The 11,976-nt window shown below is 38.6% G+C and carries 13 protein-coding genes; 7 read left to right on the top strand and 6 right to left on the bottom strand.

Features of this window, described 5'->3' with window-relative positions:
• Window positions 1–89: 89 nt before the first annotated feature.
• The 4 genes from DMP02_RS04875 to rodA are packed head-to-tail and all read right to left on the bottom strand — an operon-like array spanning window position 90 to window position 4,569.
• The gene (locus DMP02_RS04875) at window positions 90–1,607 is read right to left on the bottom strand and encodes a glycosyltransferase family 87 protein (RefSeq protein ID WP_126322953.1); all 1,518 of its coding nucleotides are present in this window, start codon (window positions 1,605–1,607) and stop codon (window positions 90–92) included.
• Window positions 1,608–1,619: 12 nt separating this feature from the next.
• On the bottom strand, window positions 1,620–2,483 hold the full coding sequence (locus tag DMP02_RS04870) for a septal ring lytic transglycosylase RlpA family protein (protein WP_126322951.1): 864 nt from the start codon (window positions 2,481–2,483) through the stop codon (window positions 1,620–1,622).
• The gene (locus DMP02_RS04865) at window positions 2,467–3,432 is read right to left on the bottom strand and encodes a lytic murein transglycosylase (protein WP_232019625.1); all 966 of its coding nucleotides are present in this window, start codon (window positions 3,430–3,432) and stop codon (window positions 2,467–2,469) included. Before DMP02_RS04865 ends, DMP02_RS04870 begins: the two co-directional genes overlap by 17 nt.
• A gap of 15 nt (window positions 3,433–3,447) precedes the next feature.
• Window positions 3,448–4,569 carry a rod shape-determining protein RodA gene (rodA, locus tag DMP02_RS04860; protein WP_126322950.1) on the bottom strand — a complete coding sequence of 374 codons (1,122 nt, stop codon included), beginning with the start codon at window positions 4,567–4,569 and terminating at the stop codon, window positions 3,448–3,450.
• Window positions 4,570–4,812: 243 nt separating this feature from the next.
• Between rodA and DMP02_RS04855 the strand changes: the two genes are divergently transcribed.
• The 3 genes from DMP02_RS04855 to DMP02_RS04845 all read left to right on the top strand — a co-directional run bounded on the left by DMP02_RS04855 (window position 4,813) and on the right by DMP02_RS04845 (window position 7,141).
• Entirely contained in the window at window positions 4,813–5,772 is a 960-nt protein-coding gene (locus DMP02_RS04855) for a L,D-transpeptidase family protein (protein WP_126322948.1), read from the top strand.
• Window positions 5,773–5,817: 45 nt separating this feature from the next.
• On the top strand, window positions 5,818–6,627 hold the full coding sequence (locus tag DMP02_RS04850; protein WP_126322946.1) for an RMD1 family protein: 810 nt from the start codon (window positions 5,818–5,820) through the stop codon (window positions 6,625–6,627).
• A 127-nt stretch (window positions 6,628–6,754) separates the two neighbouring features.
• Window positions 6,755–7,141 carry an HU family DNA-binding protein gene (locus DMP02_RS04845; protein ID WP_126322944.1) on the top strand — a complete coding sequence of 129 codons (387 nt, stop codon included), beginning with the start codon at window positions 6,755–6,757 and terminating at the stop codon, window positions 7,139–7,141.
• A gap of 26 nt (window positions 7,142–7,167) precedes the next feature.
• Here DMP02_RS04845 and zapE read toward each other — a convergent pair whose 3' ends face one another.
• Together zapE and DMP02_RS04835 are read right to left on the bottom strand one after the other, a co-directional pair.
• On the bottom strand, window positions 7,168–8,238 hold the full coding sequence (gene zapE, locus DMP02_RS04840) for a cell division protein ZapE (RefSeq protein WP_126322942.1): 1,071 nt from the start codon (window positions 8,236–8,238) through the stop codon (window positions 7,168–7,170).
• Window positions 8,235–8,900 carry an alpha/beta hydrolase gene (locus DMP02_RS04835; protein ID WP_126322940.1) on the bottom strand — a complete coding sequence of 222 codons (666 nt, stop codon included), beginning with the start codon at window positions 8,898–8,900 and terminating at the stop codon, window positions 8,235–8,237. The genes zapE and DMP02_RS04835 overlap by 4 nt, the downstream gene beginning before the upstream one ends.
• A gap of 141 nt (window positions 8,901–9,041) precedes the next feature.
• Between DMP02_RS04835 and DMP02_RS04830 the strand changes: the two genes are divergently transcribed.
• From DMP02_RS04830 to DMP02_RS04815, 4 genes are all read left to right on the top strand, one after another.
• On the top strand, window positions 9,042–9,815 hold the full coding sequence (locus DMP02_RS04830) for an ABC transporter permease (RefSeq protein WP_126323506.1): 774 nt from the start codon (window positions 9,042–9,044) through the stop codon (window positions 9,813–9,815).
• Window positions 9,812–10,807: a ferrochelatase gene (gene hemH, locus DMP02_RS04825; RefSeq protein WP_126322939.1), complete on the top strand. Its 996-nt coding sequence runs from the start codon at window positions 9,812–9,814 to the stop codon at window positions 10,805–10,807. The genes DMP02_RS04830 and hemH overlap by 4 nt, the downstream gene beginning before the upstream one ends.
• A gap of 90 nt (window positions 10,808–10,897) precedes the next feature.
• Window positions 10,898–11,545, top strand: coding sequence for a hypothetical protein (locus tag DMP02_RS04820; protein ID WP_126322936.1), 648 nt, complete (start codon window positions 10,898–10,900; stop codon window positions 11,543–11,545).
• Window positions 11,487–11,903: a hypothetical protein gene (locus DMP02_RS04815; protein ID WP_126322934.1), complete on the top strand. Its 417-nt coding sequence runs from the start codon at window positions 11,487–11,489 to the stop codon at window positions 11,901–11,903. The genes DMP02_RS04820 and DMP02_RS04815 overlap by 59 nt, the downstream gene beginning before the upstream one ends.
• Window positions 11,904–11,976 lie beyond the last annotated feature (73 nt).

Below are 11,976 nucleotides of genomic sequence, written 5' to 3'. Positions count from 1 at the left end.
TTCTCCCCTTGTGTGAGTGGCGTAAGCTTTGCTTATGACACTCATGTAATAGGGAAGACCGCTTGTTGATACTTGAAAAAGAAAAGTTTTCATCTATAAGCGGTATTGTCCTGATGAGAGATCAATGTGTATTCCGTACTGTAGTTAACAGCATATCGCATCCAGCTATTCGTTGTCTTTGTGATGCCAAAGATTGAAGGTAAAAAAACGACGATATAGACCAATAATAGCAGGCCGAAGGGTATTCTTTCAAAATCTGGCGCCGGCTGTTTTTTTATAAGTCTACGCATCACAAAAAGTAGACTCATTGAGCCAATGAGTACTGCAAAATACAGCATAGCGCCTAAAAACACGGCGAGTGCATTGTTAGCATTTATTTGATTGGTGGGGATTAAGGTAATCGGAATGTTAGACAGCAGAAGTAATGCGGCTAATAGCAAAGGGAGTGCAATGGGATAAAATCCTTTTTTTGAAAAATGCCACAATATTAGAAAAGGGATACTTAGAAAAGGGAAATAGTACATCCAGCCTAATGGAGAAAGTAATAACATCGCAATTAAAATAAATGAAAAATCCAGATCGGTTTTTTTTTGTGGATCGACGCCTTTAATAGGACGTAAAAACCAGTAGAGTGCTAATAATAATAAACTCGATAGGAAAAGATACGCGCCGGTAAAAAGACCATGCAGCGGTATCAAGGGCGTATTCGCTTCTGTTCCACCTATCAGACGTAATAAAATGCCATAAATAGAAACATTCCAATTGGAAGCGGCCCAAGCGATTTGGTGACTGAGCTGATAATATGCGTAATAGGTATTTACGCCAAGGAATGCAGCCGCTAGAAGAGCACATATCAGTATTGTTACAATAAAAATCCATAGTGCGCGCCATTCTTTACGGATTAAAAAATAAAGTAAAAATAGAGCGATGAAAGGTTTTAAGCTAGTGGCTAGTCCTAAAAAAATAGCGGCCGTTGTACTTTTTTGCTCATGAGCCGCGCGCCAAGCTAAAACAAGAAAGGGAAGTAGTATTAAACTCACTTGACCAAATTGTAGTGTAGCAAATGTAGGAAAATAACTAATAAACGCAATTAAAAGTAATAAACAAGTTGGTAATGAATTGAGTGAGGGTGGATCAAGTTTTTGTTGAATGAGTAAAATACTTAAACAGCCCGCCAGCATGGAAAAAAAAGTCCATAACAGCAAGGCATGTGTATAGCTCAAATAAGCGAAGGGAAAACTAATTAAGGTGAAAAAAGGCGGGTTGAGATTTCCGGCTAAACGAATGGCGTGTTTAGGATTTGATTCTGGTTTGGCTAAAAGTGCACGACCCGGTTCCGACGATTTTTTATTTTTAATGAAATAAATCGGTGAGTAAATATTTTTTCCTTCGATCATCAGGCGTTGTGAATGATAAAACTTACCATAATCACTATAAAGAAGGCTGCGTTTTCCTAAGGTGAGCGGATAGGTGTAGCTAAGGCTAAACAATACGCTCAGAATGGCGATGCCTAATAAAGAAAAGAGAAAGTAAGTTGTTTTTTTGTAGCGAGGGTGCTGTTGCATACTTTCTCCGTCATTGCGAGCGAATGTAATGAGTGTAGCCATCCGGTTTAATGCTTAATTAAAACCTTTAGGTTGACTAAGTCCCGCTAATTGCAATTGATGATGCAGTTGTTGTGAACTTTTTGTATTTGGTAAAGGACCGATGACTACCTGATAATAACGACGCTTATGGATAGATTTCGCTTCTATTTTAACGGGGGATTGCGTCCACTGTTTAACAAGCAACGCCAATTTTTGTGCTTGTTGATGCTGCTTAAAAAGCCCTAAATGAATGAAGGGATTGCTTGGGTTTTTTGAGCTTTGTTCGGAAGATGGTTTGGTATAGGAAGTATTTCTGGCAAATCGAGTGACGCCTGGTGTGATAGCGCGAATTGCAACGGGTGCTGTTCCTGAGCCGGTCATATCTAATTTTTTGGCTGCGACGTAAGAAAGATCAATGAGTCGATTACCCACAAAAGGCCCTCTATCATTGACTTTAACAATGACTTTCTTACCGTTACGTAAATTGGTTACTTGCAGGTAAGTAGGTAATGGTAGTGTTTTATGCGCAGCGGTCATCCCAGCGACATTATAGTATTCGCCATTAGATGTTTGAAAGCGGTGAAACTTCATACCATACCAAGAAGCTGTGCCTGTGGCATGGTAACCCCTGGCACTTTTAAACACGTAATAGCGACGCCCGAAAACGACATAGGATTTTGGGTTACCGCGCTTGCTTAGAGGTTCTGCTTTAGGGACCGCATTCGGAATTTTATTGGCATTGATTCTAAAAGAAGGTGGTTTATCCTGACGTAGTGGATAACGTCGTGAACTGGTGGTGCTACAGGCTGTCAAAGCCAAAATAAGCATGAAAAGTAAAGATCCTAATGTTGTCTTAAAAAAAAGGCTTCCTTGCCAAGCCTTATTTTTTATTAACATGTAAATGCTGCTCTTGTTGATAGTAATGGTTGATTAATTCACTGAGTTGGTAGACTGCCATGGCGTACAGTGAGCTGGCATTATACCGTTTAATGACTTGAAAGTTAGTAAATCCTAGCCAATATTCTTTGCCGTGCTTGATAGGTAAGGCAATTAGTTTAGTTTTGAGTGATAAAGGGTGATTTTTGTTTTTGATAGGTGTGGCAACAGGGCCATCTTTTACCCAGCCGTAATACTTAAGGTAATTCGCTATACTAAGAATGGCATCGTCTGAATTATGGATGAGGTCACTATAGCCTTTACGTGACGCATCAACCGCTAGATGCCGATAATTACTCGGCATAAATTGTACTTGACCGATTGCGCCTGCATAAGAGCCTTTGGTAGTTTTAGGATTAATCGTTGGATTTTCACGGCCTAACAATAAAAATTGCTCAAGTTCACTTTGAAAGAAATCAGCTCGGCGAGTGTGATTAAAACTGAGTGTACTGAGCGAATCTAAGACACGGTATTTACCGGTCACCTCCCCGTAACGTGTTTCTACGCCTAAAATAGCGATAATAACAGCTGGAGGAATACCATAGTGTTGTTGTGCATAGCGTAAAGTTTGCTGATGCTTATTCCAAAATTTCACACCATTACGTGCGCGTTTTTCAGTCACAAAAATGGGCTTATAGTCGGACCAGGTTAAACTTTCTTTTGGTTTTGCAAAGGATGAGATAATCGATCGGTTGGGTTTAACGGTTTTAAATAATTGTTGTAATTGTTGGCGGTCAAAGTGATATTTCTTCACCATTTTATCGATAAAGTGATTTATCTCTGGCTTATCGGCATAGGCTGAACAAGCGCTTAAGCATAAACCAATTAAGAAAACGACGGCTTGTAGCATGTGCCTATTATGTTTGGAGTTTCGGAACAGAAAGCTCAAATAACTCTTATTTTTTTGCATATCATTAATCTTCCTTTAATTACCGACTAGTTTTCTATGTGTTTGAATAGACATCAGAATACCAAACCCTGCGATTAAAGTAATTAACGAAGTTCCACCATAGCTAATAAGGGGTAATGGCACGCCCACGACGGGTAATAGACCACTTACCATGCCAATATTAACAAAGGCCGCGATGAAAAAACTCAAGCTTAAGCCTCCACCCAGTAAACGTGAGAAGGTGTCTTGTGCTTTCATACTAATATAAAGACCCCTGAAGGTAACCCAGAAATAAAGCGCTAGGAGCACAATGCTGCCTATTAAACCAAATTCTTCGCCGCAGACTGCAAAAATAAAATCAGTGGTATGTTCAGGTAAAAACTGTAGGTGGGATTGTGTGCCTTGTAACCAGCCTTTGCCAGAAAAACCACCGGCACCAATTGCGATTTTAGATTGAATAATATGATAGCCCGCACCTAAAGGATCTCTTTCTGGGTTGAGAAAGGTTAATACACGAAGTTTTTGATAATCGTGCATAAAGTGCCAGCCAATCGGTGCGATGACTAAAATTAACAGGCCGCCTAATAGGAGTAAACGTACACTAATACCCGCGAGCAAAATAACAGAAAAGCCTGAAATGGCAATTAATAAGGCGGTACCTAAGTCGGGTTGTTTCACCACGAATAAAGTAGGCACCAGCACAATTGCTAATAGGACCAGTAAATTTAAAAAAGAAGGTGGTAGCGATTTATCGTGTAAATACCATGCCAACATGAGGGGTACTGATAATTTCATCAGTTCCGAAGGCTGGAATTGAAATAACCAAAGATTGAGCCAGCGTTGTGCGCCTTTTCCAACAACGCCAATGAGCAATACGGCAACAATAAGTAAAAAGCTAATGATAAATATCCAAGGTGCCCACGTTCTATAAACAGTGGGAGGAATTTGCGCAAATATGATCATGATCGTAAAAGCAAACAACATGCGCAATGCTTGTTTGCTGACTAATTCTAGGCTTTGGTTACTGGCGCTATAGAGTATAAACAAACCAATGATGACCAGACTAAGTAAGCCAATTAATAGGGGTTTATCCATGTGAAAGAATTCTTTTATCCCATGTCGGGAAAACCGACGATGGTAACCTTGAATTTCATACATAAGATGGCAACTTAATGAAAAGTTCTAGTATAGGATAAATTGCTGATAAAACATTAAAAAAACTGTCATGGCGAGCGAATGTAATGAGCGTGGCCATCTTGTCTATGATTTAGATTGCCGCGCGTCTTCGACGCTCGCAATGACGAAACTGCATTTTTAAGGTTGGTTGCGTGGTTGGTAATTCGATGTACAATATGTTGTTTCTTAAAAACAGGGAGCTTAAGTTAAGCAACTCAAGTATCTATGCAATATTTTAAGCATTATTCTTTACGTTTAGTCGCTGGGGTTTTTTTCTATTTACTTTTTGCTACGCGAGCGTTTGCGCTAACATTTATTCTGCCTGCGCAGGGTAATAGTGTCGTAGGACACGTACAATGGACACAAGCATTACCGGGTGATACGTTTAGTAAAATAGGGCGACGTTATGATATGGGTTATTTTGAATTAGTAGAAGCGAATCCAACGATAGATCCCGTACATCTTGTGCCAGGCACCATCATTGTTATTCCTAGTCGTTTTATATTACCGGCGGGCCCACGTCAGGGTATTGTTATTAATTTAGCGGAATTACGTATTTATTATTATCCACCGCATCGTCATATTGTCATTACTTATCCAGTGGGCATTGGTCGAGAAGGTTGGGATACCCCGTTAGGGCCTTCTTGGATTGCGCAAAAAATTAGTAATCCAACCTGGTTTGTTCCTGAATCAATTCGAAAAGATCGTGCAAAAGATGGCGTTCATTTACCATTAAAAGTACCACCAGGACCAGATAATCCTCTGGGGGGCTATGCGATGCGTCTTAAACAATTGACTTTTTTAATTCACGGTACCAATGATTATGAAGGTGTGGGAAGGCGAAGTAGTGCAGGTTGTCTTCGACTATTTCCCGAAGATATAGAAAGTTTATATCCACAAGTTAAACGTAAAGAGCGTGTTTATATTGTGGATTCCCCTTATAAAGTAGGCTGGGATAAAGATAGACTTTATTTAGAAGCACATGTACCCTTACAAGGACGATCGGCATTACGATTGACGCAGCAACGAGCGATAATGGAAAAATTGGTGGGAGTTAATAGCGATAAAGCGGCTAACATCCAATGGCAATCAGTTGATAAAATTGCATTAAGCCAAAATGGAATTCCACAAATCATTGGAATATCCAAAGGCATCTTAAAAGCTGCTGCACACCATTCTTCTTAAAATGCCATCGGTATAGAATAAACTTTTTGAACTATAGTAAATTTTATGCGTTGTATTTCTTTTTGTACGGCTGCGAGTTATAAATTAAGCGCATTGGCCGACTATTTTCGTAGCCGTTATTATACCGCTAAATTATTTCGTAACGTGTTGTATATCACTAAGAACAATAAAGAGATAGATATTTTCTTTTTTAGCCATGGTTGTTTTGTTACCTGGGGTTTACGCAAAGAACAAGAAGAAAGGTTAATCAAACAAATTGCTCCTTTTTCGGAGGGCGTGCTTAAAAAGGCAGAAATAGAAAGAGATCGTTTTATTTATCATATTGATAAAGAGACACGAATTTTTCCGCATCAACGATTTAATGTGGATGTGATTACTCTCGAGGAAGGCGAAACCGATAACATACAAATGAAATTAGCTATTTCATATGGTTTAGCACAGTCTATCAAATTAGAGTTTTATGAAGAGTCTATTCAGAAAAACATACGCGCTAATAGTCGTTTCCCTAAGGAATTAGCCGAAGATGGAAAAATATCGTTGTCACGTAGAGCGATATCGAAACGTATTGGTGAAATTTTCTTAACTCGAAGTTCTGTCAATTTGAGTAGTGAATATCTCGATGTTCCGGAGTATTTTTGGCGTTACTCTAATCTTGAAGAATATTATGTGATGACAGAAAAGTTTCTAGATATTACTAAGCGTGTGGAAGCACTGAACCATAAGCTAGATGTAGTACATGAAATTTTAGAAATGCTTAATAGCCAGCTTGAACACCGTTATTCTAGTATTTTAGAGTCCGTTATTATCCTATTAATATTTATTGAAATTGTTGTTCAAATCATACAACATGTTTGAAAAATGATTGTGTAAAAAATATGTTCTAATAAATATTTGCGTGCCCCTCTAGTAAAATGCTAAAAATATGCTATTTTATAAAATCCAAACCTTCTGTTTACTCCTTAATGTAAGAGGAATATGAATCATGGCTAAAAAGTTAGCTAAGAAAAAGTCTGTTACAACAAAAGCTCGTAAAAAAGCGAAAGTAACATCCGGTAAAAAAATACCGTCTATTAGTAAGTCTTTTACAAAGACTGAATTAATAAACGGCATGATAAAAGGAACTGAATTACCTAAGAAAAAAGTAGTTGAAGTGCTTGATACGTTGCAAGCAATCATGCATGGGCATGCAAAAGCAGGTCATGCTTTTTCTATGCCAGGCATGTTTAAAGTGACTGTTGTCAAAAAAGCAGCTACCAAGTCGCGCAAAGGCATTAATCCTTTCACCGGAGAGCCTACTATTTTCAAGGCAAAACCTGCTCGTAAGATTGTGAAAATTAAACCGCTGAAAAAATTAAAGACATCTGTTTAATTTTTTTGTATGAAAAAGAAGGGCGCTTAAATGCCCTTTTTTTCGTTAATGAGTTTTAAAGCTTCCTTTTGAAAAGCCATCAGACGGCTTTTAGTTCGTTTGAATTCAAACAGAAAACGGCCTTGTGGATAAAGATCATGCATCGTTGTATCACTTGTTACTATCAATTGTATGCCGGCGTCATAGAATACATCGACTAAATGGATGAAAAGCCGTGCACTATTATCATTATGTTCACTCATTGGCATAAGTTGACTAATTAAAACAGTAGAAAAACGTCTTGCAATACTTAAATAATCGATCTGGCTGCGAGGAATAGCGCAGATCGAAGCAAAATCAAACCAAACCGTATTATCAGTATAGCCTTTATGCTTAATCAGACGTCCATGAATAGAAAGTGGTTGAGAGTGAATGGTTTGGTCTTTAGTTAGCACATCAAATAAGTGTTGTACATGGCTCAATGGCATGACAAGTACTGGATTATCTAAGCTATTATTTTTTTCGATATCTTGATACAAACGGTAATCACGGCAGGTTTCTAAGTGGAAGATAGTGAGATGTTGTTTGAGTTGTGTAATAGCAGGTAAAAATAGTGCTCGTTGCAGGCCATTTTGATACAAGGCATCCGGTGGCATATTTGCCGTCGTGATAAGAGTGATACCCTGTTTAAATAAGCTTTGTAGGAGTTGTGAAAGCAACATGGCATCACCTATTTCATGTACTAGAAATTCATCTAAACAAAGGACGTGTGTTTTGCGTGCAAAATCCTGTGCAATTTTATCTAATGGGTTAGATTGACCTTGTAGTCGTGTTAGTTCAGCATGGATAGATTGCATAAACTGATAGAAGTGCAGTCGCATTTTTGGTACAGGCAGATGGTTATAAAAAAGGTCCATCAAAAAAGTTTTGCCTCGCCCCACTTCACCCCATAAATACAATCCTTTACACACAGGTTGCTTTTTGAATAGTCGCCATTTTCTTGTGCTTAGAAGTGCAGTGTAGATTTGTTGTAATTGCTGCATCGCCATTTCTTGGTGTGGATCATAGGATAAGATTTTTTCTTGAATTTTTTGTGTATAGGCTTGTAAGGGCGTCATGTTGTTTTTAGCGTGGGTGTTATTGCGGCGATGAGTTCTTCACGTAATTCAATCAATTGGCCATGAAAAAAATGCGTGGCACCTTTTATTTTAATAACAGGCGGTGGATTATCTAAGTTTTCTGCCCATGAAAAGACAGCGTTTGCAGAAACGACTTCATCTTGATCGCCTTGAACCAGTAGCCAAGGACAAGGAAAAGGTGGTAGGGACTTAAAGGGAAAGTTTTCTATGGGTGGTGCAACACAAATAAGCTGTTCTACCGGCCATTTTTTAGCGCCACACGCTGCAACATAAGCGCCAAAGGAAAAGCCTGCTAACCAAACCGCATGGTCAGGACAGGCTGTTTTTAGCCATTGTAGCAGGGCTAATAAATCCTCGGTTTCACCTATTCCCTTAGCGTATTCACCTTGGCTTTTACCGACACCACGAAAATTAAAGCGTACAGTGCTAAAACCTAGCGTGTTAAAGCTGCGTGCTAAGGTAGTAACGACCTTATTCGTTAGCGTGCCACCAAATAAAGGGTGGGGGTGGCAGATAACGGCGATGACAGGCGGATTGCGCGGGGATTCAGGATAGGTGGTTAGCACCTCAAGTTGGCCGGCAGGGCCTGCTAGTAATAGGCTCTGTTGGCGATTTAAAGGGAAGGGTATTAGTGTTGTCATGTTATAATCTCATCAACTCGTCATTGCGAGCCCCGCACCTATCTTGACAGAAAATAAGTCATTATACCGGCAACCTCTGTTGCTGAATATTTTAAGATAGGTGCGGGGCTCGCAATGACGAATATTGGGGATAAAAAAATCATGCGCGCTAAAATTTATTGGGTCGCTTTTATTAGTTTATTACGTAAAGAAATCAAGCGTTTTTTACGTATTTGGATGCAAACGCTATTACCACCGCTAATTACCATGGGGCTGTATTTTTTAATTTTTGGGGGGCTGATTGGGAGTCGTTTGGGGACAATTGAAGGTTTTAGCTATATGCAATATATTGCGCCCGGCTTGATTATGATGTCAGTGATTACCGCGGCTTATACCAATGTCGTGACTTCTTTTTTTGGTATGCGTTTTCAACGTAGTATAGAAGAGCTAATCGTTGCACCGTTACCTAACGCGTTACTGTTATCAGGATTTGTTGCGGGTGGCGTGGCGCGTGGGTTGCTGGTCGGATTGTTAGTAACGTTGTTGGCTTTATTTTTTACCCATCTACAGGTGCATAGTTTTTTTGTTTTGTTAGCGATTGTGCCTATGACAACTATTTTATTTTCGCTGGCTGGGTTTACCAATGCATTGTTTGCTAAAACCTTTGACGATGTTTCATTAGTACCTACGTTTGTCTTAACACCACTCACTTATCTGGGGGGCGTTTTTTATTCCATCCATTTACTACCGTCTTTTTGGCAGTATTTATCATTATTTAATCCTATTTTGTATATTGTCAATGCTTTTCGTTTTGGATTATTAGGCGTTAGCGATATTCCAGTGATGCAAGCCTTAGTGGTTATTTTCTTCTGTTGTGTGGGTTTGTTTCTGCTGAATCTTTATTTGTTGAATAGAGGCAAAGGTATTCGTACGTGACAGCGATTAATCATAAGGCCATATTACTACTTAATCTCGGTACGCCTAGTGCCCCCGCTTACAAAGCCGTGCGTCAATATCTTACTGAGTTTCTGAGTGATCCACGAGTGGTTGAATTGCCTGCTTGGCTGTGGCAGCCTTTTTTAAGAACCATTCTATTACCGTTACGTTCTAAACGAACAGCAAGGCTTTATCAATCGATTTGGATGGAAGAGGGATCGCCATTAGCGGTGCATTCAAAAAGATTGGCTGAAAAGGTTCAGCAAAGCTTAGGCGATTCATTTAAAGTGGTTTTAGCGATGCGTTATGGGCAGCCTTCTGTTGCGATGATCTTAAAAAAATTATTGCAAAAAAATAACATTCAATCATTAATCATTTTGCCACTGTATCCGCAATATTCTGCGACGACTACGGCCAGTTGTTTTGATGAGATAGCAAGAATACTCAAACAACAGCGTTTTATTCCTTCATTACAATTTATTTCATCCTATTTCGATCATCCTTTGTATATTGCAGCGCTAGCAGCAAGCATACGACAATACTGGATGAAGCATGGAAATGATTCCATGGTATTATTTTCATTCCATGGGTTACCGCAGCGTAGTGTTGACTTGGGTGATCCTTATGCGCAGCAGTGTCACGGTACAGTAAATTTGTTGGTGAAACAATTAAATTTATCCTCTAAGCAGTATCGTACGGTATTTCAGTCAAGATTTGGAAAGGCACAATGGTTACAGCCTTATTGTGATGTGGTATTACAGCAACTTCCAAGACAAGGGGTAAAACGTGTGCTTATGGTTTGTCCGGGCTTTGCGGTGGATTGTTTAGAAACCCTAGAAGAAATATCGCAACGCTATCAGCAACTCTTTTTAAAAGCCGGCGGGGAGAGTTTTCATTATATTCCCGCTTTAAATGCAACTACCCTTCATAGTGAATTATTAGTTGATATCATTCATGAAAATGTTAAAGAGAAAGCTTGCCCAGTTCCTTGATGTGAAATACGCATTTGATGCGTGTCCTTGATGTGAAATACGCATTTGATGCGTGTTAGAATACGTAGCTTTAAATTTTTTAATAAAAAAATGAAAAATAAAAAAAAATTATCTTTACAGCTTGAGTTACATGTTTATTCTCTATTAGAAGCCGCAAATAAAAAATCTAATGCCTTGCTTGAAAATCAGCCAAGAGGTTCAGAAGCATTCAAGGCTTCTCTTATGAGATATAGAGAGATTTATAAGCTCATTCAAAAAAATCAGCAAGAAGGAATTACCAATGAGGTACTTGAGTCCTATTTTTTTGAGGCCTGGTTAAGCAAGCTACAAACTAAAGAAAACTGTCTAACTGAAAGTCCAGAAAATGAAACGGAGTTATTAAAAAACGAACAAAGTCTAGAGGAAATAAGAAAATCCCTAGAAGTGCTTTATTTAAGAGCGAATGTATTTTTTACGACGCTTAAATCCAAAAGATTAAAGTCAGTTCAAAGTTCAAATTTTTTATTAGATTGTAAAGAAACACTCAATTCAATCAAATCGTATCATGCGTCTTGGCACAATCTTTCTAATCGAGCTAAAGCCAATTATTGCTATAACTTTGCAACTACCTTAGTTGAACAGTCAAAAAAAGAAATTGAAAATAGTCAAAAAATAGCTATCTTAAAACGAGCCTATCGGTATGTCGTTTCTGCTATGGATTTTGGATCACACTTCATTGTCCCAAGCATTGATTTATAAAGAATGTGCCCGATTATTAGAACATGCACTGTTTTTTGTAAAAAGTGCCGATGTTGGTGGTAAAGGGGTTAATGAACTGATTGGAAAAATCCATTTATTAAAGGCTTATCTTATTCAGAAAATTAATCAACCCACTTCTTTTGTTGCAGATTACGAATTTTTCAAAGTGCCTGTAGAAGTAAAATCGATTCAAAAAATAATGGAAGAGCATTTAGATTTTATCTATCAATCAAGAAAATGTGGTGGTGCTACGGAAGGTATTTTCAACAACATACTAAAATTTATAGATATCCAATGCGAAAAAATTTCTTCTGAGCTAAGACCACTGGTAAGCAGTTCAGCTGCGATTTTATGTTAATTGTTTTTAGTATCGAGTTTAGTCAGAGAAAGCCTATGGCCTGCTATTTTTTGCACGATGAAATGTCATCAGG

It is taken from the genome of Candidatus Rickettsiella viridis (genome assembly GCF_003966755.1).
Taxonomy (GTDB): domain Bacteria; phylum Pseudomonadota; class Gammaproteobacteria; order Diplorickettsiales; family Diplorickettsiaceae; genus Rickettsiella_B; species Rickettsiella_B viridis.
Note: the sequence above shows the minus strand (reverse complement) of the source record. Positions and strands in the feature narration are given on the sequence as shown.

What these genes read in the sequence shown, in the direction of transcription:
- DMP02_RS04855 (WP_126322948.1), top strand. Translation starts at nt 4,813, where the DNA reads ATGCAATATTTTAAGCATTATTCTTTACGTTTAGTCGCTGGGGTTTTT.
- DMP02_RS04870 (WP_126322951.1), bottom strand. Translation starts at nt 2,483, where the DNA reads ATGTTAATAAAAAATAAGGCTTGGCAAGGAAGCCTTTTTTTTAAGACA.
- DMP02_RS04845 (WP_126322944.1), top strand. Translation starts at nt 6,755, where the DNA reads ATGGCTAAAAAGTTAGCTAAGAAAAAGTCTGTTACAACAAAAGCTCGT.
- DMP02_RS04815 (WP_126322934.1), top strand. Translation starts at nt 11,487, where the DNA reads ATGTCGTTTCTGCTATGGATTTTGGATCACACTTCATTGTCCCAAGCA.
- zapE (WP_126322942.1), bottom strand. Translation starts at nt 8,238, where the DNA reads ATGACGCCCTTACAAGCCTATACACAAAAAATTCAAGAAAAAATCTTA.
- DMP02_RS04850 (WP_126322946.1), top strand. Translation starts at nt 5,818, where the DNA reads ATGCGTTGTATTTCTTTTTGTACGGCTGCGAGTTATAAATTAAGCGCA.
- DMP02_RS04820 (WP_126322936.1), top strand. Translation starts at nt 10,898, where the DNA reads ATGAAAAATAAAAAAAAATTATCTTTACAGCTTGAGTTACATGTTTAT.
- DMP02_RS04875 (WP_126322953.1), bottom strand. Translation starts at nt 1,607, where the DNA reads ATGGCTACACTCATTACATTCGCTCGCAATGACGGAGAAAGTATGCAA.
- DMP02_RS04835 (WP_126322940.1), bottom strand. Translation starts at nt 8,900, where the DNA reads ATGACAACACTAATACCCTTCCCTTTAAATCGCCAACAGAGCCTATTA.
- DMP02_RS04865 (WP_232019625.1), bottom strand. Translation starts at nt 3,432, where the DNA reads ATGCAAAAAAATAAGAGTTATTTGAGCTTTCTGTTCCGAAACTCCAAA.
- DMP02_RS04830 (WP_126323506.1), top strand. Translation starts at nt 9,042, where the DNA reads ATGCGCGCTAAAATTTATTGGGTCGCTTTTATTAGTTTATTACGTAAA.
- rodA (WP_126322950.1), bottom strand. Translation starts at nt 4,569, where the DNA reads ATGTATGAAATTCAAGGTTACCATCGTCGGTTTTCCCGACATGGGATA.